The sequence below is a fragment of the Isoptericola sp. NPDC019693 genome, from assembly GCF_044389085.1.
GTDB lineage: Bacteria > Actinomycetota > Actinomycetes > Actinomycetales > Cellulomonadaceae > Isoptericola.
This window is the reverse complement of the sequence record NZ_JBIRXP010000008.1, coordinates 1-23231: the sequence shown is the minus strand read 5'-3', so window position 1 is coordinate 23231 and position 23231 is coordinate 1. Positions and strand designations below refer to the sequence as shown.

The 23231-nt window shown below is 71.9% G+C and carries 20 protein-coding genes and 1 tRNA gene; 3 read left to right on the top strand and 18 right to left on the bottom strand.

Translation table 11 applies throughout. The annotated features are described in order from the left end of the window. Nucleotides 1–34: 34 nt before the first annotated feature. The 12 genes from ACH436_RS19505 to argS all read right to left on the bottom strand — a co-directional run bounded on the left by ACH436_RS19505 (nt 35) and on the right by argS (nt 14044). On the bottom strand, nt 35–514 hold the full coding sequence (locus ACH436_RS19505) for a hypothetical protein (protein ID WP_430561864.1): 480 nt from the start codon (nt 512–514) through the stop codon (nt 35–37). Further along, nucleotides 511–1767, bottom strand: a complete 1257-nt coding sequence (locus tag ACH436_RS19500) for a glycosyltransferase family 4 protein (RefSeq protein WP_430561863.1) — start codon at nt 1765–1767, stop codon at nt 511–513. Before ACH436_RS19500 ends, ACH436_RS19505 begins: the two co-directional genes overlap by 4 nt. Continuing rightward, the gene (locus ACH436_RS19495) at nt 1764–2480 is read right to left on the bottom strand and encodes an L-threonylcarbamoyladenylate synthase (RefSeq protein WP_430561976.1); all 717 of its coding nucleotides are present in this window, start codon (nt 2478–2480) and stop codon (nt 1764–1766) included. Before ACH436_RS19495 ends, ACH436_RS19500 begins: the two co-directional genes overlap by 4 nt. A gap of 13 nt (nt 2481–2493) precedes the next feature. Then, nucleotides 2494–3459, bottom strand: a complete 966-nt coding sequence (prmC, locus tag ACH436_RS19490; protein ID WP_430561862.1) for a peptide chain release factor N(5)-glutamine methyltransferase — start codon at nt 3457–3459, stop codon at nt 2494–2496. Continuing rightward, on the bottom strand, nt 3452–4543 hold the full coding sequence (gene prfA, locus ACH436_RS19485) for a peptide chain release factor 1 (protein ID WP_430561861.1): 1092 nt from the start codon (nt 4541–4543) through the stop codon (nt 3452–3454). The genes prmC and prfA overlap by 8 nt, the downstream gene beginning before the upstream one ends. 196 nt (nt 4544–4739) lie before the next feature. Next, nucleotides 4740–4949 carry a 50S ribosomal protein L31 gene (gene rpmE, locus ACH436_RS19480; RefSeq protein WP_430561860.1) on the bottom strand — a complete coding sequence of 70 codons (210 nt, stop codon included), beginning with the start codon at nt 4947–4949 and terminating at the stop codon, nt 4740–4742. A gap of 143 nt (nt 4950–5092) precedes the next feature. After that, nucleotides 5093–7063, bottom strand: a complete 1971-nt coding sequence (rho, locus tag ACH436_RS19475) for a transcription termination factor Rho (RefSeq protein WP_430561859.1) — start codon at nt 7061–7063, stop codon at nt 5093–5095. 281 nt (nt 7064–7344) lie between these two features. Then, entirely contained in the window at nt 7345–8307 is a 963-nt protein-coding gene (gene thrB / locus ACH436_RS19470; RefSeq protein WP_430561858.1) for a homoserine kinase, read from the bottom strand. Between the two features lie 37 nt (nt 8308–8344). Beyond that, complete coding sequence (thrC, locus tag ACH436_RS19465; protein WP_430561857.1) at nt 8345–9463, bottom strand: threonine synthase; 1119 nt, start codon at nt 9461–9463, stop codon at nt 8345–8347. Between the two features lie 2 nt (nt 9464–9465). Then, entirely contained in the window at nt 9466–10764 is a 1299-nt protein-coding gene (locus tag ACH436_RS19460; protein WP_430561975.1) for a homoserine dehydrogenase, read from the bottom strand. Nucleotides 10765–10982: 218 nt separating this feature from the next. Then, the gene (gene lysA / locus ACH436_RS19455) at nt 10983–12380 is read right to left on the bottom strand and encodes a diaminopimelate decarboxylase (protein WP_430561856.1); all 1398 of its coding nucleotides are present in this window, start codon (nt 12378–12380) and stop codon (nt 10983–10985) included. Then, complete coding sequence (gene argS, locus ACH436_RS19450; RefSeq protein ID WP_430561855.1) at nt 12377–14044, bottom strand: arginine--tRNA ligase; 1668 nt, start codon at nt 14042–14044, stop codon at nt 12377–12379. Before argS ends, lysA begins: the two co-directional genes overlap by 4 nt. Before the next feature lie 120 nt (nt 14045–14164). Between argS and ACH436_RS19445 the strand changes: the two genes are divergently transcribed. Beyond that, nucleotides 14165–14237, top strand: a tRNA-Arg gene (locus tag ACH436_RS19445). A gap of 141 nt (nt 14238–14378) precedes the next feature. On the opposite strand, the gene ACH436_RS19440 is transcribed toward ACH436_RS19445, so the two are convergent. The 5 genes from ACH436_RS19440 to ACH436_RS19420 all read right to left on the bottom strand — a co-directional run bounded on the left by ACH436_RS19440 (nt 14379) and on the right by ACH436_RS19420 (nt 18577). Further along, complete coding sequence (locus tag ACH436_RS19440) at nt 14379–15557, bottom strand: tyrosine-type recombinase/integrase (protein ID WP_430561854.1); 1179 nt, start codon at nt 15555–15557, stop codon at nt 14379–14381. Beyond that, nucleotides 15554–15775, bottom strand: a complete 222-nt coding sequence (locus ACH436_RS19435; RefSeq protein ID WP_430561853.1) for a helix-turn-helix domain-containing protein — start codon at nt 15773–15775, stop codon at nt 15554–15556. The genes ACH436_RS19440 and ACH436_RS19435 overlap by 4 nt, the downstream gene beginning before the upstream one ends. A 46-nt stretch (nt 15776–15821) precedes the next feature. After that, nucleotides 15822–16361: an HNH endonuclease gene (locus ACH436_RS19430; RefSeq protein WP_430561852.1), complete on the bottom strand. Its 540-nt coding sequence runs from the start codon at nt 16359–16361 to the stop codon at nt 15822–15824. A gap of 152 nt (nt 16362–16513) precedes the next feature. After that, entirely contained in the window at nt 16514–18181 is a 1668-nt protein-coding gene (locus ACH436_RS19425) for an FtsK/SpoIIIE domain-containing protein (protein ID WP_430561851.1), read from the bottom strand. 3 nt (nt 18182–18184) lie between these two features. Next, on the bottom strand, nt 18185–18577 hold the full coding sequence (locus ACH436_RS19420; protein ID WP_430561850.1) for a hypothetical protein: 393 nt from the start codon (nt 18575–18577) through the stop codon (nt 18185–18187). A gap of 138 nt (nt 18578–18715) precedes the next feature. Here ACH436_RS19420 and ACH436_RS19415 point away from each other — a divergent pair, with 138 nt between their 5' ends. Together ACH436_RS19415 and ACH436_RS19410 are read left to right on the top strand one after the other, a co-directional pair. After that, on the top strand, nt 18716–19222 hold the full coding sequence (locus ACH436_RS19415; protein ID WP_430561849.1) for a helix-turn-helix domain-containing protein: 507 nt from the start codon (nt 18716–18718) through the stop codon (nt 19220–19222). A 782-nt stretch (nt 19223–20004) separates the two neighbouring features. Then, nucleotides 20005–20718 carry a hypothetical protein gene (locus tag ACH436_RS19410; RefSeq protein WP_430561848.1) on the top strand — a complete coding sequence of 238 codons (714 nt, stop codon included), beginning with the start codon at nt 20005–20007 and terminating at the stop codon, nt 20716–20718. Between the two features lie 917 nt (nt 20719–21635). Here the strand turns inward: ACH436_RS19410 and ACH436_RS19405 are convergent. Then, the gene (locus ACH436_RS19405) at nt 21636–22820 is read right to left on the bottom strand and encodes a replication initiator (RefSeq protein WP_430561974.1); all 1185 of its coding nucleotides are present in this window, start codon (nt 22818–22820) and stop codon (nt 21636–21638) included. Between the last annotated feature and the right edge of the window lie 411 nt (nt 22821–23231).

The following is a 23231-nucleotide window of genomic DNA, read 5'->3' as shown; positions in this document are numbered from 1 at the left end:
GCCCGGCGCAAGCACCCTGGTCAGGACGGGGACGTCACGGCTGCACGTAGGGCACGCGCCCGCGGTTCACCGCGCGGTAGTCGAGCAGGGCCGAACCGATCGCCCCCACGCCGAGCACCGCGATCAGCACCCACGGGTCGTAGAACGTGCGTCCCTGCAGCAGCGCGAGCACCACGATGAGCACGACGATCTTGGCCACCCAGGCGCCCATGACGAACGCGGCCATGCGCGCCGGGCTCGAGCCCACCGTGCGCATCATCGACCAGATCGTCGTCGCGCAGAAGAACGCCGCGATGGCGGCGCCCACCAGAGCGCCCCACAGCCCGGGCACGCCGGCCACCAGGAAGCCGATGCCGCCACCCAGCACCACGAGGGCGCCGACCAGCAGCAGCGTGTCCCGCAGCGCGGTCCGCAGCACCCGGCGCTCGGCATCGGTCGCGTGCTCCCCCGTCGCTCCCGCGGCGGGGCCGGCAGCGGGGTCGGGCGTCGGGCCGGGAGTGTCGGGCGTCGTCATCGGTGGCGTCCTTCGTGCGTCGTGAGGGTGGGTGCGGCCGAGGTCGTCGGCGCGGCCGTCGGGGTGCGGGGCGTCGTGGGCGCGGGGTGCGCCGGGTGGGCCGCCGCGACCGTGGGGTGGCTGCCGGTCGCGACGTCGTCGTCCAGGAAGCGGCCGCGCGTGCGCAGCGGGCCGAGCGTGAGGAGCAGCGCCACCACGACGGCGACCCCCAGGCCGGCCAGCACGGCCTTCCAGTCCCACAGCACGAGCGCGGCCACGCCGAAGGAGAAGACGGCGCCCCACACGTAGAGGATGAGCACTGCGCGCCGGTGGGAGTGGCCGAGCGCCAGCATCCGGTGGTGCAGGTGCATGCGGTCCGGGTGGAACGGCGACTTGCCCGCCGCGAGGCGGCGGATCACGGCCATGGCCATGTCGAGCAGCGGCAGCAGCACCACCGCGACCGGCAGCAGGAGCGGGATGAACAGCGGCACCCGCTGCGCACCGGAGAGCGTCGCGCCCATCGAGACCGGGTCGACGTTGCCCGTGATCGTGATGGCCGAGCCCGCGAACACGAGGCCGAGCACCATCGAGCCCGAGTCGCCCATGAAGATGTGCGACGGGAAGAAGTTGTGCGGCAGGAAGCCCAGACACGCCCCGACCAGCACGGCCATCATGAGCGTCGCGAGGTTGGCGTAGTTCTCCGGCGTGGCCTGCTGGGTCAGCCCGTAGGTGTACAGCAGGAACGCGGAACCGCCGATGGCGATCAGGCCCGCGGCCAGACCGTCCAGGCCGTCGACGAAGTTCACCGCGTTCATCGCCACGACGACCACCAGGATCGTGAGGAACAGCGAGATCCTCGACGACGTGATGAACAGCCAGTCGGGGGTGGGCAGCGACGTCAGCTGCACCTGCTGCCAGGCCATGAACCCGGCCGCGAGCACCTGGCCCGCGAGCTTGGTCATCCAGTCCAGGTCCCACACGTCGTCGGCCCAGCCCAGCAGGCAGACGATGACCGCGCCGCCGACGATGCCCCACGCCTGCGGGCCGGTCTGGAAGACGCCCGCGAGGAACGGCATCTGCGAGGCCAGCAGCACCGCGACGACGATGCCGAGCAGCATCGCCAGGCCGCCGAGCCGCGGCGTCGGCTGCAGGTGCACGTCGCGCGCCCGCACCGCGGTGATGGCGTTCGTGCGCCGGGCGACCCACCGCGCACCCGGGGTGGCGAGGTACGTGACCGCCGCCGAGACGAGCAGCAGGAGCAGATAGGCCCTCACCCGGCGGACTCCTCCGCGGGAGCGGCGCCCTGCTCCTCGGGCTGCTCGTCGGGCTGCTCGTCGGGCTGCTCGTCGGGCTCGTCGACGCCGCGCACGGGCGCGACGTCGTTGAGCGCCTCGAGCGTGATCGCGCCCTGGCGCACCACGCGCAGGTGCTCACCGGTGGCGTCGACGATGGTCGAGGCGACCCCGCCGGGCGCGTCACCGCCGTCGAGGTAGACGGACACCGCGTCGCCGAGCTGAGCCTGCGCGTCGGTGACGTCGAGGGCGGCCGGGTCGCCGGTGGCGTTGGCGCTCGAGACCGCGAGCGGGCCGGTGCGCCGCAGCAGGGCGAGCGCGGCCGGGTGGTCGGGCATGCGCAGCGCGACGGTGCCGTGCGTCTCCCCCAGGTCCCACTGCAGCGAGGGCTGGGCCTGCAGGATGATCGTCAGCCCACCCGGCCAGAACGCCTCGGCGAGCTTGCGCGCGTCGTCCGGCACCTCGGTCGCCAGGCCGTCCAGGGTGCGGACGTCGGGGATGAGGACGGGCGGCGGCATCTGGCGCCCGCGGCCCTTGGCCGCGAGCAGGGCCGCGACGGCCTCCGCGTCGAAGGCGTCGGCGCCGATGCCGTAGACGGTGTCGGTCGGCAGGACCAGCAGGCCGCCGCGCGAGACCGTGTTCACCGCCTCGTCGATCGCAGGGCCCCAGCTGTTCGGGTCGGTGACGTCGTGCACGCTGCTCACGGGCTCAGTCTGTCACGGTTCGACCGGCCGCCCGGCGGTCGTCCGTGTCCTCGTTGCGGCCCGCGGCTGCCGTTCCCGCACGCCGCGCCACCACCATCCGCGGGCGTCCGGTGAGGTCGGGGCGGGTGGCCGCCGCGTCGAACCCGCCCGCGCCGGCCACCATCGCCCGCGCCGCCGCCGCCTGGACCTCGGCGTGCTCCATGACGTACAGCCCGCCGGGCCGCAGCAGCCGGGCCGCCGCCGCCGTGACGCCGCGGGGCACCTCGAGCCCGTCCTCGCCCAGGCCGTAGAGCGCGACGGCGGGGTCGTGGTCGGCCACCTCCGGGTCGCGCGGCACGGCGCCCGGCGGCACGTAGGGCGGGTTGGAGACGACGACGTCGACCGTGCCGTCCAGCTCCCGCAGCGCGGTACGCGCGTCACCGCGCAGCAGGCGCACGACGGGCGGACCGTCCGGCGACACCTGCGCGACGTTGCGCGCCGCCCAGCCGTGGGCGTCGGCGTCGAGCTCGACGGCGTGCACGCGCGCGCCGGGCACCTCGGTCGCGACGGCCAGCGCGATGGCGCCCGAACCCGTGCACAGGTCCACCACCACCACGGCACCGTCACGGGCCAGCACGCGCGCGGCCTCGTCGATCGCGACCTGCGCGACCTGCTCCGTCTCCGGACGCGGCACGAAGACCCCCGGGCCGACCGCGAGCTCGAGGTGGCGGAACGGGGCCGCGCCGGTGAGGTGCTGCAGCGGCTCGCGCGCGGAGCGCCGTGCGACGTCGGCGGTGAACCTCGCCGCCGCGCCGTCCGGCAGGGCGCGGTCGAGCACGGCCAGACGCCGGGCCTCCCCGCGGTCGACGCCGAGGCAGTGGGCGAGCAGGGTCTCCGCGTCGGCGCGCGGGCTGGGCACGCCGGCGGCGGCGAGCCGCGTCGCCGCCCACCGGACGGCCGCCCCGACCGTCGCGGGCGCGACGTCAGACATGGGAGCCCGCCGCCGCCAGCCGCGCCGCCTCGTCGGCGTCGACGGCGGAGCGCACCACCGGGTCGAGGTCGCCCGCGAGCACGTGGTCCAGGTTGTACGCCTTGTACCCGGTGCGGTGGTCCGCGATGCGGTTCTCCGGGAAGTTGTACGTGCGGATCCGCTCGCTGCGGTCGACGGTGCGCACCTGGGAGCGGCGGACGTCGGCGGCCGCGGCGGCGGCCGCCTCCTGCCGGGCGGCGAGCAGCCTGGCCCGCAGCACGCGCATCGCCTGCTCCTTGTTCTGCAGCTGCGACTTCTCGTTCTGCATCGACACGACGATCCCCGTGGGCACGTGCGTGATGCGGACGGCGGAGTCCGTCGTGTTCACCGACTGCCCGCCCGGGCCCGACGACCGGTAGACGTCGATGCGCAGGTCGTTCGGGTCGATCTCGACCTCGCCGGGGTCGTCGACCTCGGGCAGCACGAGCACGCCCGCGGCCGAGGTGTGGATCCGCCCCTGCGACTCCGTCACGGGCACGCGCTGCACGCGGTGCACGCCGCCCTCGTACTTGAGGCTCGCCCACACGCCCTCGGCGGGGTCGGAGACGCTGCGCGCCTTGATCGCGACCTGCACGTCCTTGTACCCGCCCAGCTCCGTCTCGGTGGCGTCGAGCACCTGGGTGGCCCAGCCGCGTCGCTCGGCGTACCGCAGGTACATGCGCAGCAGGTCCCCGGCGAAGAGGGCCGACTCGTCGCCGCCCTCCCCCGCCTTGATCTCCAGGATGACGTCGCGCGCGTCGTCCGGGTCGCGCGGCACGAGGACGCGGCGCAGCCGCTCGGCGGCGGCCTCTGCGGCCTCCCGCAGCGCCGGGAGCTCCGCGGCGAACGCCTCGTCCTCGGCGGCGAGCTCGGCCGCCGCGTCCGCGTCGTCGTGCGCGTGCTCCCACGCCCGGTACGCCGCGGCGACCTGGTTCAGCTCGGCGTACCGGCGCCCGAGCGACCGGGCGCGCCCGGCGTCCGCGTGCACGGCCGGGTCGGCCAGCGCTCGCTCGATCTCGGCGTGCTCCTCGAGCAACGGCCGCGCGGCGGCGAACGAGTCGGTCATGGCATCTCCCGGTCGAGCACGAGGTGGTTCAGGTCATCGCGAGGTGGTTCAGGAGATCCCGGCCGGAACTACCTCGCGGTGATCGGAACTACCTCGCGGGTCCGTGGACTACCTCGACAAAGCAACAGCGCCGGTGGTCCGTCGTCCGACTGCCCCTGGAGAGGTTGTCGGGCGGACCACCGGCGCTGCGGAACAGCTAGTTCTTCTTGCCGTAGCGCGCCTGGAAGCGGGCGACGCGGCCACCGGTGTCGAGGATCTTCTGCTTGCCCGTGTAGAACGGGTGGCAGGCGCTGCAGACCTCGGCGCTGATCTTGCCGGAGGTCGCGGTGCTGCGGGTGGTGAACGTGTTGCCGCAGGTGCAGGTCACCTCGGTGACGACGTACTCGGGGTGGATACCGGACTTCATGATGCTCCTTGGTGTGATGCCGCCGGGTCGCCCCGCAGGACAGCGGGCCGTGAACCGGAAGGCCGACGAACCATTGTGCCAGAACGCGGACGCGCCCCGGACATTCCCGTGCGCCGGGCCCGCGGGCCCGGCGCACGGGACGATCAGACCGTCTCGCCCGGGTTCTCGTCCGAGAGCCCGGCCGGCGTCGTCTTCTGCACGTGCAGCAGGAACTCGACGTTGGTCTTGGTCTTCTTGAGCTGGCCGAGCAGCAGCTCGATCGCCTGCTGCTGGTCGAGCGCGCCCATGACGCGGCGCAGCTTGTAGACGATGCCCAGCTCGTCCTTCGACATGAGGATCTCCTCGCGCCGGGTGCCGGACGCGTTGACGTCCACCGCCGGGAAGATCCGCTTGTCGGCGAGGTTGCGGGACAGGCGCAGCTCCATGTTGCCGGTGCCCTTGAACTCCTCGAAGATCACCTCGTCCATCTTCGAGCCCGTCTCCACGAGGGCCGAGGCGAGGATGGTCAGCGAGCCGCCGTTCTCGATGTTGCGCGCCGCACCGAAGAACTTCTTCGGCGGGTAGAGCGCCGCGGCGTCCACACCACCGGACAGGATGCGGCCCGACGCCGGCGCGGCCAGGTTGTAGGCACGCGACAGGCGGGTGAGGGAGTCGAGCAGCACGACGACGTCCTGGCCCAGCTCGACCAGGCGCTTGGCGCGCTCGATCGCGAGCTCGGCGACGATCGTGTGGTCCGACGCGGGGCGGTCGAACGTCGAGGCGATGACCTCGCCCTTGACCGTCCGCTCCATGTCGGTGACCTCTTCGGGCCGCTCGTCCACGAGGACCACCATGAGGTGGACCTCGGGGTTGTTCGCGGTGATCGCGTTGGCGATCTGCTGCATGATGATCGTCTTGCCGGCCTTGGGCGGCGCGACGATGAGGCCGCGCTGGCCCTTGCCGATCGGGGCGACGATGTCGATCACGCGGGGCGTGAGGCGCGTGGCCTCCGGGTTCTCCAGGCGCAGCCGCTCCTGCGGGTACAGCGGCGTCAGCTTGGTGAACTCGCCGCGCTGGCGGGCCTCCTCCGGCGTCATGCCATTGACGGAGTCGAGCCGCACCAGGGCGTTGAACTTGCTGCGCACGTTCTTGCCCGACGGCGGCTCCTCGCCCTCGCGCGGCTGGCGGATCGCGCCGACGATCGCGTCGCCGCGGCGCAGGCCGGACTTCTTCACCTGGTTCAGCGACACGTAGACGTCGCCGGGGCCGGGCAGGTAGCCGCTCGTGCGCACGAACGCGTAGTTGTCGAGGATGTCGAGCACGCCCGCGACCGGCAGCAGCACGTCGTCCTCGCGCACCTCGACGTCGTCCAGGCCGGCGACGTCGGGGCCGCCCGCACGCCCGCCGCGGTTGCGCTTGCGGTCCCGGCCGCGGTCACGGCCCCGACGACGGCGCGAACCCCCGCGCTCGTCGTCCTCGTCGCGGCGGGGGCGCTCGTCGCGCTGCCCGCCCTGCGCTCCCTGACCGCCCGACCGCTGCTGGCCGGAGCCGTCGTTGCCGCGCGCCTGGCCGCCGGCGCGCTGGCCCTCGGCCTCGGCCTGACCGGCGTTCTGCCCGTTGCCCGAGCGGCGGCCGCCGCGCTCGCGCGGGGCCGCGACGGCCTCCGCGAGCTGGGCGAGGCGCACCTCGCGGTCGGTGTCGTTCTGCTGGCCGCCGCGCTGCTCGGCGCCACGCTGCTCGGCGTTCCGTGCGGGCTGCTGCTCGGCGGGCGCCTCGGCCGCGCGCTGCTGCGGCGCGCCGTCGCCCTCGGCCGAGCCGGCGGAGCGCGTGGCCCGGCGCGAGCGGCGCGGGGCCTCGCCCGAGGGCTGCCCGGAGCCCTGGTCGGCCGGCGACTGGGCCGGGGCGTCGCTGCGGACCGTCGGCGCCACGGCGGTCGCCGCGGCGACCGGGGCACCGGCGGTGCGCGCGCCCTGGCCGCGCGCGGCCCGGATCGCGTCCTGCAGGTCGCTCTTGCGCATCCGGGACGTGCCCTTGACGCCCAGTCCGGAGGCCAGCGCCTGGAGCTCGGCCAGACGCATCGAGCTCAGGTTCCCGGATGCGGCGGCGCCGTTCCGGCTGTCGGTGGTGTTCGTCACGAAGGACCCTTCCCCCTCGTATGCGGCCCGCAGATCTCGGGGCCGGGGTGGTTGCCGTCCGGCGCGGGGAGCGCCGAGACGCGTGGAACCTCGCATCAGTGGTACGACGACGTCGGCTGGCGGGGTTGGTGTTTCACCCTCTCGCGGGACTGTCGCGGCGGATCCTGCACCGCATCGCGACCACCGAGGCACCTGGCTCTGACCGGGCACGCAAGCGCGCCGTGCGGGAGAGAGGGAGTGCCTTCGCGGTCGATCCCGAAGGCTCACCGCATCGTATCACCTCAGACCCGGCCCCAGGCGGACGCGCCCGGAGCCGCGCCCGCCGTCACCCGGCGCGCCACCGCGCCGTCGTGGTCCACCCCGGGCCGCAGCGCACGCCAGCCCGCCACGTCGTCGACGAGGTCGGCCAGCACGGCGTCGAGCCGGGCGGTGCCCTCCCCCGCGGTGAGCACGAGGACCGTGGGCCCGGCACCGGAGATCGTGGCCGCCAGCCCCTCGGCGCGCAGGGCGCGCAGCAGCTCGGCGGACCCCGCCATCACGCTTGCTCGGTAGTCCTGGTGCAGCCGGTCCTCGGTGGCGTCGAGCAGCAGCTCGGGCCGCCGGGCCAGCGCCTCGACCAGCAGCCCGGCACGCCCGGCGGTGAACGCCGCGTCGCCGTGCGGCACCTCGGCGGGCAGGACGCCCCGCGCGCGGCTCGTGGCCAGGCGGGCGTCGGGGACCAGCACCGTGGCCTCGATGCGGGCGTCCACGTCGAGGTCGACGGCGCGAGGCCCGTCGCCCGACTGCCACGCGAGGGTCGCACCGCCCCGGATCGCGGGCGCCGCGTTGTCGGGGTGCCCCTCGAACTCCGTCGCGATGCGCAGCACCGCCCGCGCGTCCAGGACGTGCGGGTCGGCGAGGAGCGCGCGTGCCGCGACGATCCCGGACACGACCGCCGCCGACGACGAGCCGAGGCCACGGGCGTGCGGGACGCGGTTGACGCAGCGCAGCCGCAGACCGGTGCGGGGCGCGCCCGCGAGCTCGAGCGTGTGCCGCAGGGCGCGCACGACGAGATGGTCCTCGCCGAGCGGCACCTCGCCCTCGCCCTGCCCCTCGACCTCGACGAGGACGTCGTCGCTCGCGAGGAGCTCGACCTCCAGGTCGTCGTACAGCGCGAGGGCCAGGCCCATCGCGTCGAACCCCGGGCCCAGGTTGGCGCTGGTCGCCGGGACTCGGACCAGGACGTGGTCGGCGCCGAGCTGCATCGTTCCCCTCCCCGGGGTCCGGTCGAAGCGGGTGGGGTCAGTCGAGGCCGAGCGCGTCGGCGATCGACACGACGTCGGCGCTCACGCGCGTGGGCACGACGTCGTCCCCGTCCGGCGTGCGCAGGGCCCACTGCGGGTCCTTGAGCCCGTGCCCGGTGACCGTCACGACGACGCGCGCCCCGGCCGGCACCAGCCCACGCTCGGCGCGGGCGAGCAGGCCCGCGACGCCCGACGCGGAGGCCGGCTCGACGAACACCCCGACCTCGGCCGACAGCACGCGGTGCGCGGCGAGGATCTGCTCGTCCGTGACGGACTCGATGACGCCGCCCGACGTGTCGCGCGCCGCCTCCGCCTGCTCCCACGACGCCGGGTTGCCGATCCGGATCGCCGTGGCGATCGTCTCCGGCTGGTCGACGGGGTGGCCCAGGACGATCGGCGCGGCACCGGCCGCCTGGAAGCCCCACATCTGCGGGGTGCGCGTCGCGACCGCACCGTGCGCGGCGCCGTCGTCCAGGCCCGCGTACTCGCGGTAGCCCTTCCAGTACGCGGTGATGTTGCCCGCGTTGCCCACCGGGAGGCAGTGGATGTCCGGGGCGTCGCCCAGGGCGTCGACGACCTCGAACGCGGCCGTCTTCTGGCCCTGGATGCGGTCCGGGTTGACGGAGTTCACCAGCTCGACGGGGTACACCTCGGCGAGCTTGCGCGCCGCGACGAGGCAGTCGTCGAAGTTGCCGTCCACCTGGAGCAGGCGGGCGCCGTGCGCGATCGCCTGGCTGAGCTTGCCCATCGCGATCTTGCCGTCCGGCACCAGCACGGCGCAGGTCATGCCGGCACGGGTCGCGTACGCCGCCGCCGAGGCGGACGTGTTGCCCGTCGACGCGCACACGACGGCCTTCGCGCCGCGGCCCGCGGCGGCCGAGATGGCCGTCGTCATGCCGCGGTCCTTGAACGACCCGGTCGGGTTCATCCCCTCGACCTTGACGTACACGTCGGCGCCGGTGCGGTCCGACAGCGCGGGTGCGGCCACGAGCGGGGTGCCGCCCTCGCCGAGCGTGACGATCCGCTCCGCGACGTGGGCGGGCAGCCGGTCGGCGTACTCGGTGATGACACCGCGCCACTGGTGGGCGGGCTGGGTCTTCGGCTGGTCGACCGGCATGGTCAGGCTCCCTCGACTCGCAGGACGGACGTGATCTCGTGCACCGGCTCGAGCCCGCGCACGGCCGCGACGGTGGCGGCGAGCGACGCCTCGCGGGCGGAGTGCGTGGTGAGCAGCAGCGCGGCGGTGCCCTCGGCGACGTCGACGGCGTACGGCTCGTCGGGCGCCTGGCGGACGGTGTCGATCGACACGCCGTGGTCGGCGAGCACCTGCGCCACCTGGGCGAGCACGCCGGGGCGGTCCGCCACGACGAGCCGGACCTGGTAGCGCGTGACGGCGGCGTCGTGCGGCAGCACGGGCAGCGACGCGTACGCGGACTCGCGCGGTCCGCGCCCGCCGACCATCCGGTCGCGTGCGGCGGACACGAGGTCGCCGAGCACCGCGGACGACGTCGGGCGCCCGCCCGCGCCCTGGCCGTAGAACATCAGGGGGCCGGCGTCGTCGGCCTCGACGAAGACGGCGTTGAAGGCGCCGCGCACCGCGGCGAGCGGGTGGGCGGCCGGGACGAGCGCGGGGTGGACGCGGACGGAGACGCCCTCGGCGGTCTGCTCGGCGATGGCGAGCAGCTTGACGACGTGGCCGGTCTGCTGCGCGGCGGCGACGTCGGCCGCCGTCACGCCCGTGATGCCCTCGCACGCGACCTGCGCCAGCGAGACCCGGGTGTGGAACGCCAGCGACGCGAGGATCGCGGCCTTCGCGGCGGCGTCGTGCCCCTCGACGTCGGCCGTGGGATCGGCCTCCGCGTACCCGAGGTCCTGCGCCTCCTTGAGGGCGTCGGCGAGGTCGAGCCCGTGCGTCGTCATCTGGTCGAGGACGTAGTTGGTGGTGCCGTTGACGATGCCGAGCACGCGGCGCACCTGGTCGCCCGCGAGCGACTCGCGCACCGGCCGGACGATCGGGATCGCGCCCGCCACGGCCGCCTCGAACGACAGGTCGACGCCCGCGGCGTCGGCGGCCTCGAAGAGCTCCGGGCCGTGGGCCGCGAGGAGTGCCTTGTTGGCCGTGACGACGCTCGCGCCGCCCGCGATCGCGCGGTGGATGAGCCCGCGCGCCGGCTCGATGCCGCCCATGAGCTCGATGACGAGGTCGGCCCGGTCGACGAGCGCCTCGGCGTCCTCGGTGAGCAGGTCGGCCGGCACGACGGTGCCGACACCGTCGCGCGGGCGGCTCGCGTCGCGCACGGCGATACCGACGAGCTCGAGACGCGCGCCCGCGCGGGCGGCGAGGTCGTCCGCGTGCTCGACCAGCGTCCGCGCGACCTGGGTGCCGACGACGCCGCAGCCGAGCAGCGCGACGCGCAGCGGGGCCGCCTCGTCGGCGGTCCGGTCGGTGGCTCGGCTCGGGGCGGGCGTGCCGGTCGGGGCGACGGCCCCGGTGAGGGGCCCGGACGGGGTGGCTGCAGGCACGGAGGAACCTTCGGAACGGGATGCCGGGACGGGGTCAGGATAGCCGCGGGGCGCCGGCCCCCGGGCCGCTGTCCACGGGCGGCGACGACGGCCGGACGGCGGGCCGCCGGCGATCAGCCCTGGTCGAGCGCGAGCAGGTCGTCGACCGTCTCCCGGCGCACCAGGACGCGCGACGCACCGTCGGCGACGGCGACCACGGGCGGGCGGGTCAGCAGGTTGTAGTTGGACGCCATCGAGCGCCCGTACGCGCCGGTCGCGGCGACGGCGAGCAGGTCCCCGGCGCGCACGTCACCGGGCAGCCACGTCTCGTGCACGACGATGTCGCCGCTCTCGCAGTGCTTGCCCACCACGCGCGCGAGCACCGGCTCCGCGGACGACACCCGGCCGACGAGCTCCGCGTGGTACTGCGCCTCGTACAGGGCCGGGCGGATGTTGTCGCTCATCCCGCCGTCGACGGAGACGTAGGTGCGCACGCGGCCGTCGTCGAGCGCGACCGGCTTGACCGTGCCCACCGTGTAGAGCGTCAGCCCCGCCGGGCCGACGATCGCGCGCCCCGGCTCGACGGAGAGGCGCGGCAGCGGGGTGCCCAGCTCGGCGCAGACCGCCGCCACGGCGCTCGCCACGTCCTTGGCGATGCGGTCCGGGTCGAGCGGCACCTCCCCCGGTAGGTAGGCGATGCCGTACCCGCCGCCGAGGTCCACCTCGTCGACCAGCACCCCCGTGCGCTCCGCGAGCTCCGCCCGCAGCCGCAGCACGACGCGCGCCGCCGCCTCGAAGCCCGCCGGGTCGAGGATCTGCGAGCCGATGTGCGAGTGGATGCCCAGCAGCCGCAGCTCCGGGCGCTCCACCACGGCGAGCAGGCCCCGCATCGCGGGCGCGTCTCCCCCGCCCGGCCCCGGGTTCACCGAGAGCCCGAACTTCTGGTCCTCGTGCGCCGTCGAGATGTACTCGTGCCCGCCGGCGTGCACGCCGGTCGTGACGCGCACCATGACCGGCGCGACGAGGCCGCGCGAGGCCGCGAGCGCCGCGACGCGGTCGATCTCGACCAGCGAGTCGACGATGATGCGCCCCACGCCCGCCGCGAGCGCGGCGAGGATCTCGTCGTCCGACTTGTTGTTGCCGTGCAGGCCGATCTCGGCGCCGGGGACGCCGGCGCGCAGCGCGACGGCGAGCTCGCCGCCGGACGCCGTGTCGACGCGCAGCCCCTCCTCGCGCGCCCACCGGGCCACGGCCACCGTGAGGAGCGCCTTGCCGGCGTAGTAGACGTCCACGCCCGTGCCCACCTCGGCGAACGCCGTCGCGAACGCCGTGCGGTAACCGCGGGCGCGGGCGCGGAAGTCCGTCTCGTCGAGCACGTAGGCCGGGGTGCCGTGCTCGGCCGCGAGCGCGTCCACGCCGACCTCGGCCACCTCGACGACGCCGTCGTCGCGCCGCCGCGCACCGGCGGACCAGGGCACGCCGAGGGCGCCGGTCGTGACCCGGGTCCCGGGCTCGGCGCCGGCCGCCGTCACATCCGCTCCGGGGCGGAGACGCCGAGCAGCTCCAGGCCGTTGGCGAGCACCTGGCGCACCGCGTCGTTCAGCCACAGGCGCGTGCGGTGGGTGTCCGTGACCTCCTCGTCGGGGTACGGCGTGACGCGGCACTCCTGGTACCACTTGTGGTAGTCCGCGGCGAGCGACTCGAGGTAGCGGGCGACGCGGTGCGGCTCCCGCAGCTCCGCCGCCTGCGACACGATGCGCGGGAACTCCGTCAGCGCGCCGACCAGCGCCGCCTCGGTCTCGTGGGTGAGCAGGGCGGGGTCGAAGGCGTCGGAGCCGTCGGGCGCGACGCGCGCGACGGCGCGGTCGGCCGCGTTCCGGTCGACGGCGCAGGTGCGCGAGTGCGCGTACTGCACGTAGTAGACCGGGTTGTCGTTGCTCTGCTTGAGCATCTCCTCGCCCGACAGGGACAGCGGCGAGTCCGCCGGGTAGCGGGCGAGCGAGTAGCGCAGCGGGTCCGACCCGAGCCACTCGATGAGGTCGTCCATGTACAGGGCGTTGCCGCGACGCTTGCCCATCCGCTCGCCGCCGATGTTGACGAGCTGGCCGATGAGCACCTCGATGTTCGTCTCCGGGTCGTCGCCCGCGCACGCGGCGATCGCCTTGAGGCGGTTGATGTACCCGTGGTGGTCGGCGCCGAGCAGGTAGATCTTGCCCGGGAACCCGCGGTCCTTCTTCGACAGGTAGTACGCGGCGTCGGCGGCGAAGTACGTGGGCTCGCCGTTCGCGCGGATCATCACGCGGTCCTTGTCGTCGGCGAAGTCGGTGGTGCGCAGCCACACCGCGCCGTCGACGTCGAACACGTGGCCCTGCTCGCGCAGGCGGGCGACGGCCTGCTCCACGGCGCCCGAGTCGTGCAGCGTGCGCTCGGAGAACCAGACGTCGAAGTGCACGCCGAACGCGTCGAGGGTGCGGCGGATCGCCTCGAGCTGCGCCTGGTAGCCGAGCTCCCGCGCGGTCGTGAGGGCCTCGTCGGCGGGCAGGGACAGCAGGTCGGGCTGCTGCTCGAGCACCTCGGCGGCGCGCTCGGCGACGTACTCGCCGGGGTACCCGCCCTCGGGCACGTCCTCGCCCTTGGCGCGGGCGATGATCGACGCGGCGAACTTGTCCATCTGCGCGCCGGCGTCGTTGATGTAGTACTCGGCCGTGACGTCGGCGCCGGCCGCGCGCATGATCCGCACGAGCGCGTCGCCGAGCGCCGCCCAGCGGGTGTGACCGATGTGCAGCGGGCCCGTGGGGTTGGCGGAGATGAACTCGAGGTTGTGCACCTGGCCGGCGAGGGCGTCGGTGCGGCCGTACGCGTCGCCGGCGGTGACGATCGTCCGGGCGAGCTCGCCCGCGGCACCCGCCTCGAGCGTGATGTTGAGGAAGCCCGGCCCGGCGACGTCGGCCGCCTTGATGCCCGGCGTCGCCGCGAGGCGGGAGGCCAGGTCCTCCGCGAGCGCCCGCGGCGTCGTGCCGGCCTTCTTCGCCAGCTGGAGCGCCACGTTGGTGGCCCAGTCCCCGTGCTCGCGCTGCCGCGGTCGCTCCACGTGCACCGAGGCCGGGACGGCGTCGGCGGGCAGGGCGAGGGTGCCGTCGGCCACGGCCGAGGCGAGGGCAGCGCTGAGTGCTCCGGAGAGCTCGTCGGGGGTCACCGGGCGATTCTACAAAGGCGACGGGCCGCCCGGCTCGCGCCGTCCGCCCCTCGTGTGCCGCCCTGCACCCAGGTGCTGGTAGTCTCGTGCACCGTGCCGAGCGGTTCCGCTTCGGCGCCCGCGCCTGTAGCTCAGTGGATAGAGCGTCTGCCTCCGGAGCAGAAGGTCGGGGGTTCGAATCCCTTCAGGCGCACCGTCAGCCCCTCGGGGCCGTGATCGTTGCTGATTCGCGGATTCCGCGGCTTCTTCCGCCGCACAGATTGTCTGTCTCTTACCTGGTCGACGGGGCCTCTGCCCGTCATGCTGCCCGCCAAACCTCTTCGGCGGACCCGTCTCACGCGCCCTTGAACCACTCGTCCATCTGCCGGGCTGCCCTCGTCAGCGCGTCGTCGTGCGCCCTCGCGTAGCCGTTCGTCACCGTCAGGTCGTGGTGTCCGGCCATCTCCCGGACGACGTGCGGCGGCACCCCCGCCGCGAGGCTGTTCGTGATGAAGCACGCCCGTAGGTCGTGGATGCGGAAGCCCGGGTGTCCGAGCGCGCGCACCGTCTCCGTCCACCGTGTCGCCCGCGCGAACGTGTTCCGCCGGATCGGACGCGGCACGTCCCCCGAACGCACCGACACGAAGACCAGCTCGTGCCCCCGTCGTCCCTCGACTAGCGCAGCGAGCGATCCCCGTAGGTGCGCAGGAACGACCGTGACCCGCTCTCGCCCACCCTTCGGAGCACCCCAGACCAACGAGCCGTCCCGTGTGCGTCCCGCAGGCACAGGACCGTCATCCCGGGTCACCTCCGTGACCGCCCGCCGCACGTGCAGCGTGCCCGTCGCAAGATCGACGTCCCCGCACCGCAGCGCGGCCAGTTCCCCATACCGGAGCCCAGCCCCGGCAGCGAGGTCCGCCATCGTCGCGTACGGCTCGCCCGCCTCACGTCGGAGCACCGTCACCAGGGCACGCGACTGCGTCGGGGTGAGCGTCCGGCCCACGCGACGAGCCCGACGAGCCGCCACGTCCCCCGCCGGACGACGCGCGTCCCGAGCCGGATTCGCCCGCACCAGCCCGTCCCTGACGGCGACCGTGAGCACCGCACTCAGAGCGAGCCGCGCCTGACGCACCGTGGACGGCCCCGCACCTTCGGCAGCCCACGAGGCCATCGCGCGCTCGACGTCCCCGACCGAGAGATCACCGACCGCGATCGCGCCGAGCGTCGGCAGCACCCGCGCCGCGTATCCCCGGCGGTAGTGATCGAGCGTCTTCGGCGACAGCCGCGACCGCAGCACAGGCTCCGCGCGCTCCCAAAGACCGGCATCCGCGAGCCGCAGCCGCTCGACCGCGACGTTCCGACCTCGCGCCGACGCCACCGTCTCCCGCTCCCATTCCGCAGCTTCGCGCCGGGTCCGGAAGGACTTCGAGACCTCGCGGCGCGGGCCGTGCGGCGGGTAGGTCCACGCCCTCGCCCGCCACACGACGCGCTCCACCCCGTCTTCTCCGACGTAGGTCCGCTTCTTCACGCTCACGCCGACGTCACCCGGCCACGCGACTCGACGTAGGCGTGTACGTCATCCGCAGCCCAACGCCACGCGCGACCCACCTTCCACGGTCGCGGAATGCTGGTGTCGCCACGTCGCGCGAGGTCCTGCAACGTCGCCTCCGGCACCCGGAGTAGCGTCGCTACCTCACCCTGAGTGAGGACCACCTGCTTCCGATGCGTGAGCACTACCTGCTCGTCACTCATCCGTCCGCTCCTTCCACGCCCGCGCGACGCTCTGCTCGACGCGTACTCATTCCGCGTCCCCTGCACGCTTCGCGGCCTCGTACGCAGTGGCGCTGCCGAATCGTCGAATCCCTCGCTGGCACACCGCACACGTCGCCCGACGGCGACCGACCCCGTCACTGCCCCGATAGATCCACCGGTACACGTTCGCCTCGATCGTGACGTCGTGGCCCCGCTTACATGTCCCGTGGCGAAACGGGATGTTCCCCAGGCCGGCCCTGGCACGGTCACGGGCGTTGTCCTCATCCGTCCCCGGCAGCAGGTGAGTCGGCTCCACGCATGCGGGGTTGTGGCACAGGTGTCGAATGAGCGTCGCGGAGTCATCGATATCCCCGACCTCGGCTAGGTAGGCGATTCGCGACAGCCGGACCTTCTTCCGCTCGCCAATCACCGCCTCCGGATAGCGGGACCCGTCACGCATCGTCAGACACTCAGCGCTCAACCCGGGAAGCGCGTAGTCCTTCTTCGGGACCCTCACCAGACGGGGCCGCACCGCCGACCACGCCGCCACCGCCTCATCACGCGTCGGAACGAACATCCTGCTCATCACGAACCCCCTCATCGATTCCCAACCACTTCTCGATGTCCCGTCGCCGCCACCTCGAGCGATACGGCTTCGGAAGGAACGGCTCCGGCAACAGCCCGTCACGTTCCATCCGTCGGACCTTCTCGTAGGACTCCCCTGCCAATCTCGCGATCTCAGGAAGCCCGAGGAGCACGCGCGTCGGCTTCGACATCTCCACTCCCCTCCCCGACTCTCACCGCGCCTGCTTCGGTAGTCAGTTCCCGACGCATGGCTGCCGTGCGCCGCGCGATTCCAGCCGCCGCATGCTCGCTCACGTACGGGAAGCGGACACGTACCATGGCGCCGGACTCGTCGACCACCACTGCGACACCCGGCATTGAGCGGGGGATGTCCGTCGGCGACACATCCGACGCGTGCACCGCGTCTCCCAGCACCGACACCGCTGCTTCCCGGGTCAGCACCCGGAACGCCGTCCGAACGCTCGCGTTGTCACGCAATGCGGTCGGCAGCGCGTCCGACGTCGGCTTCTGCGTCATTGCGATCACGAGAACCCCTGCCGAGCGTCCCTTCTTCACGCAGCTGACGAGATTCGCTGTGATCCGTTCAGCCAGAGCCTTCGCGTCCTTCGGCATGCCCCGGGTATCGGTGTACGTCTGCACCTCGTCGACGACCACGACGATCAAGGGGTGCTCAGGCACCAATGGCAAGTCCCAAAAGTTCGACGCGCCCCGGTCCCGCATCTGGGTCCGAAGACGCTGCCGAAGAAGCGACCTGACGTCGTCCGTGACCGTCGCGACCGTCGCAAGGTCCTCGTCCTCGTTCGTCCAGACCGCGGCGCGGGGCTGGATCCATGAAAGGTCCGAGCCGCCCTTGCCGTCTACGACCACGAACTGCACGCAGGGGTTCTGCGCCAGACGGCACAGCACGCTCGTCACAGCAGCAGACTTCCCCGACCCCGGGACGCCTCCGACGACTTCCCCAGAGACGTTCGCCAGAGACCGTGTCACCCAACGACCGTCCTCGCCGAGAGCCACCGGCACGGCCTTCAGGTCGTCCGCTGGCGGAACCAAGGAGGTTTCAATCGGTGCGGCCAGCGGATCCCGCAGCCTGATCGCGACCGACACCCGACCCACTGCCCGCTCTGACTCGCTCTGTGAGGCCGACAGACCGGGGACCTGCAGGGTGTGCGCAAGAGCATCCGTCCGCGCCTGATAGTCCCCAAGAGTCAGTCCGGGCAGCATCGATACCACCATGACCGGGCCCACCGGCGAGGCATGGCCACCCAGAACGAGCGGCGTCGCCACGACAGAGCTCCCCTGAACAACCGCACCGGGCGTCTCCAAGATCGTCTTGCGGGCGATCGCTGACGAAGCCTCCTCCACCACCGCAGCCCAACCACTCGAACTGGACGCTTGCCCGGACCTTGACCGTCGGAACGACTCAGTCAACCGGTAGTCAGTGACCGCGAGACCGACACTCGCGCACGCAGTCGCCCACGTAGCCCCTACCGTCGCAAGAACCACGACATCCGGGTCGTGCGGGGGTACCCCTTCCGCCCCCGACCGGACCACCGCCGCCGGCGCCTTATTCGCAGCACGTCGCTGACGCGCACGGACACCGAGCGAGACCCACCCCACGACGCCGACTGCGAGCGTGAGGACCTCGTAGTCCGGCCACACCATCAGGGCCACCAGGACGGCGATCGTCCACACGATCCCGACCCAGCGGACTCTCAGCGCCACCAGGAGCCGCGGAGCGACACGACGCGCCAGACGGGCGATCGCGATGCATCCGACCACCGCGATCCCCATCAGGGCGACGATCCACAGCGCGCCGATCACCGATCAGCCCTCGCGACCCGGCGACGCCTTGGCGGAACCAGCACCCGGCCCGTCGATGCTCCCGGCTTCCCACGACTCCGAAAGAACTCCATTACGACGGTCGACCCGCGCGTGCGCGACCAGGTCTCCGAACGCAATCGGCGAGAACGTCGACGGGGCTGGCGGCGTCTGGGACGGCACCGTCACCTTCGTCGTCTTCGTCGAAACCCGCCCCCAGTCCTCCGACTGATAGGCCACCTCCACGCCCCACAGCGGAAGCCCCGAAGCCTCGGCTCGGGCCTGGACATCGCCAGGACGACGCTTGCCCTCAGCGGTCTCGACCCACTCCATGACCGGCTCGACGACACCTGTCGCCACCATCTCCTGCCGCTTGCTGTCCACCGGGTACGTCGCCATGACAGTCATCTCCTCGTCCTCAGCCGGCCGCGTGTCGACCGGTGGATACATAGTAACCATACCGGAACCCTCATGGGAACCCATGAATGCTGATGGTTCCACAGCATCCTTGCTGGGCATGGGTGCTACATTCAAGGCATGACTTGGTGGACGCCCGGACGGCACATAATCGAGGTCCCCCCGCCGGACCGCCTCACGGCACTGGTCGCGCTCTCGGGCGTCCGAGACGCGGTCGACTTGGCGCTTGAGCATCAAGACGAATGGACGGACCGAGCGATCTGGTCCATGCGTCTTCTGCAGGCGCTGCGTGGGGCGGAGGAGGAGATTCGATTCCTTCGTGAGGCACTGGCCGATGCCGCCGTCGATGAAGGGGTCTCGCTCCGCCAAGTTGCTCAAGCAACGGGAGTGACCCATGCGACGGTCCGCAAGTGGATCAACGGCCGTGCTGGCGATACACCGCCGAGTCAGGACCCGAGCGCGTCGGACCCGCCAATGTGGGCCCTCGACCGCGAACGGATCCGCGAACTCGGCAAGCGAGCCGGCCTCACTGGAATCGACATAGGCGAGGCAACCGAGGACTGGCGAGGGGGCACATCGCCGATCCCGCACACGGAGGGCGACATCCCCCTGCCCAACAACGAGTGAGGCGAGAGTTTCACTACAAGGTCAAGGCGCACGGCCGAGCCGTGCGCGCGCTGGGTGTGGGCCCCGAGCCTGCGCGTGCGGCGCACGCGCCGTTCTCGGCTCGGGGCCCACACCCAGCGCCCGGCCCGACGCACGGTTGAACATTGAAATCCCTCTGCAGGGGGTCGTGCATCGACACACTGGGCAGCATGGCGCGTCAGCACCTCAGCAAGCAGGCGGTGAGCCGATCCGCCGAACAATCAACCAAGGCATCCGCGGCTCTGGAGGGCCGCGCCCTTCCCGCCGGCTACCTCCGCCCCGCATCGGTCCAAGCGTTCATCGACAAGCACCTGCCACCATCAAACAATCAGTAGGAACGTAGGAGTACCCCGCTCCTACTCCTACTCCGCATGCCCGATGGGTAGGCCAACGCCCCGACCGGCACCGAGGCCATCGGGTTGCTCACCGTGACGAGCATGCTGCCGCCCCCGTGCTCGCTTCGCTCCGCGCGGGGTTGCCCTCACGAAACCCATAGCTGCCCCCGTGCCCCACGGACGAGGAACCATACCCGGGGTACGTGTCGGCCCGCTCTCGCGACAGTCGCCCAACCGCTAGACGGTGCACGCGCTGGCACCAGCCCCCGACAGTCGGATACGTCGCGGCGCGGGACTCCCTCGCGGTGGGCGGCTCCCGGGCGTCCGGCCAGAGATGTCGATGCGTTACGTGGCACCTGCCGCCCGACGCACTGCATACGTAGCGCGCCGCGGCATAGCCGCGCAGTGCCAGGGGGCTACCGTTCAGCCATGGCTGGGCGCTCGTGGTGGTCCCGTTTAACGGGCAACACTCGCTGGATATGGGAGAACGCGCTGGAACGTGCGCGGCAGCATGCGTTCGTTCTACTTATTGCCGCTGCGCTACTTGTTGCATTAGTACTATTGCTTGGCCCCTACCGAACCGCGGTCCAATGGGGAACTGTTGGTGAGTGGTCCAGCCTTTTGGCCGTAGTTGTACCATCGGCGTTGTGGTGGGTTGAACGAAAAGAGAGGATCAGGGCACAGTCGAAGTTGCGTGAGCGCGAAGCGCTACAACTGGTGGATGGCGTGCGGCTCGAAAATGCCGGGGTTGGCGATCGTGCCGACGTTCTGCGCGTGAGCCCCGGCAGCGCTTCCCGCCTTCATCTCTATAAGGTCGTAAACGAGTCGAAGGCGCCCATCCGGGTTGAATCGGTGCGCGCGAGCCACGTGGACCCGGACTACGTCCAGCCCGTCAGCCCTCACCAGGAAGCGCACCCATATGAGCTATTTCAAGCGTTGGGTTCTGACTATCTGACTCCAGGAGAATCGCGGGTGTACTGGTACGCGGAAGGGGCACATTCTCCTTCCACGCAATCAATCACGCCCGCCGTTGACGACGACCCCGAACTATGGTTCTGGGACGTCACGTCTATTCAATGGATCGTGCGACTAAATTCATCGCCTATGGCCCTCTTTGGAAACGACTGGGGCGACCGTTCATAGGAGGCCGAGTCACAAGGGCGATATATCAAGATTCCCCTCGCCGGCGATTCCATAGTTCCCAGGCGTGCCCCAGAAGCCCGAGGGGTACCGACCAAATCCTTACGTAGGCGTGTAGCGCCTCCTGGTCCTCGAACCCTGACTCCCAGGGCCACGTGCGCGCGTGGGCCGTCCCGGAGGCCAGACGCCAGACGTCCATGATCGAAGCGACTGGATCATCAGCGCCGTCGCTGAGGTGGTGAGCGACATCGAGAAGCAGAGCAGTCTCAGACTTAATGCTGCCCGACTTCATCCCGGATCTGACCAGTTCTCGTTCGGTCTCAGCTCGGAACGCGTCTGCTTCCCGCCTGACGTCGTTGAGAAGAGTGTCCTCGGACGCCCGTTCCCAGTCACCAACTACGCGATGCAGGTCCTCTGCCTCCGACCTCAGCAGTTGCAGCGAATGCGCCCTTCGATAGTTCGCGTCCTCCGGCTCTAGGACGTAGAGGGCTCGGGCGGCCCCGAGCAACGTCGCCCTGGCCAAACTCAGGTACGGCTTAACCCAGACTCCCGAGTCCGAAGTTGAGTGAAGATGATACAAGGCACCCAGGTGTTCCCCCGCTGTGGCGATGGACCGCCACGCAAGGTGCGCAGGAACCAGGCGTCCAGGTAGCACGGCGTCGTTATCGAGTTCGCTGTCGGGGTAGATGCGTGCCGCCCCCGCGTCTTGAACTAACGCGCCCCAGGCCTCTGAGGTCTGTGTGATCCAATCGCCCATTGCGTGAATTTCCATCTGGTCGCCCTCTCCCATGGCAACGGATCGTAGCCGCGAGAGGCAGGTGTGTGACGCGCCACCAACCCTCGACGAACCGTCGCCCTGGTTCGTACGCCAGGGCGTGACCATCCACTGCGCGGCGCACGGTCACTCTCAACTGCGCTCCCTAGGGACTTGACGCGACAAGATCCCACCCTCTGATGGCCGCGTTGACGAGGTTGTGCCACTCGTCCCGGTACTCGACCCGCACGTCTGGGTGCCAGGCCACATCGGGAGCGCCGGAGCCGTTCTGCTCTCGCATGTGGTCAACGCGTCGAGCACGAGCCTTCGTGAGCGTCAGCTCTCCCCAGTCCCGCGACCTTCGAGCCGTGATCCCCCGCCAGCCCCACGCCCGCGACAACCGGCGAGCCGACTCCGCCCCGCCACCTCTGGCACGCACTTCCATGCCGAGCAGGTCTGCCGACGCTTGCAGCCGGGCATGGTGGCGCTGCCTGATCCAGCCCTCCTCATCGTTCGGTCGACGGTCTCCGAGGACGTCCGCGCCTACGTCCTTCGCCGCGTACCCGAGAACCTTCGCCAGGTAGCCCGCCGTCCGAAACGCGCTGTTCTCGCTGCGCACAACGTCGGCTCGAACCTGCTTCCCCCAGCCGATCCGCCCACCACTCCGTCTAGGGCCGGCGAACACCGCGGCGCCCTGGCTGGCTTCCTCCACGAGACGAGAACGGGGTCGCCCGCGACGGTCCTGGTAGACCCCCAAAACCGCCCCGGCCGGGAAGCGGAGGATGACATGGAGGTGAATCGCCCCCCGTGCCTGCCACTCCGCCACTCCGGCGTACACCGGCCGACGTGCAATGTACTCACCTCGGGCTTCCGACCATTTCATCAGGCCCGCCCGACGGCCGATCTCCTGCGCCGTCCGACCCCACAGACGGCCCGCCACATGATTGAACCGCACTGCACCGTTGTAGTCGTAGCAGGCCCCGTCCAGCGGCGTACCGCCCACCGGGTCGTCCGGACCGTGCACCTTCCCGCACGGGCAATGCGCGCGCCGCGAGCCGCCCTGCCGCCACACCTCGTCCTTCGATACCCGATGCACGCGGCCGAACGACGGCGCGGTCACCGTCAGGAGCACCACCGTCTCCCCCGACTCCACCGCCCCACGCAGCCCCTGGAAAAGCACCGCGCGCACGTCGTTCTTGTACAGCGCGGCACACGACGGACAAACCCGCCGAAGACGGGTGCCGCACCGCACCAGGACCTCCACGGGCTCCCCAGTGGTCTTGTCGACCCCACGACGCCGGATCGGACGCTGACACGGAAGGCTGAGCCCAGCATTCTCGATGAGCGACACCGCTTCGGCGCGGGTCGGAACCTTCGACGTACCCTCGGACGCGACGGGTGTACCCACAACTGCACCTGTCCCGCCCCGGTGCGTTGCAGCGCAGCCGGGGCCTTCTCAGGTGCGGCGGTGCCCGCCACGGTGCCCGCCAAACAGCCTCCGCCGGCCCCCTGGGACCCGGAATTCCGGGCGACTCGGGGAACTCGGGCGGCACGATCCCGCGCGTCCTGGACGAGCCTTCGAACTCCGGAGCAGAAGGTCGGGGGTTCGAATCCCTTCAGGCGCACCACGAGAGAAGCGGCCCTGGTCATCGACCAGGGCCGCTTCTCGTTCCCCCTCGACCCTCTCGGCCGTTGCGGTGCGGGCGGGGGGCGCGCCCCGGGGGGGCGGGGGCCGGGCGGCGGGGGCGGCGCCGCCCCGCGC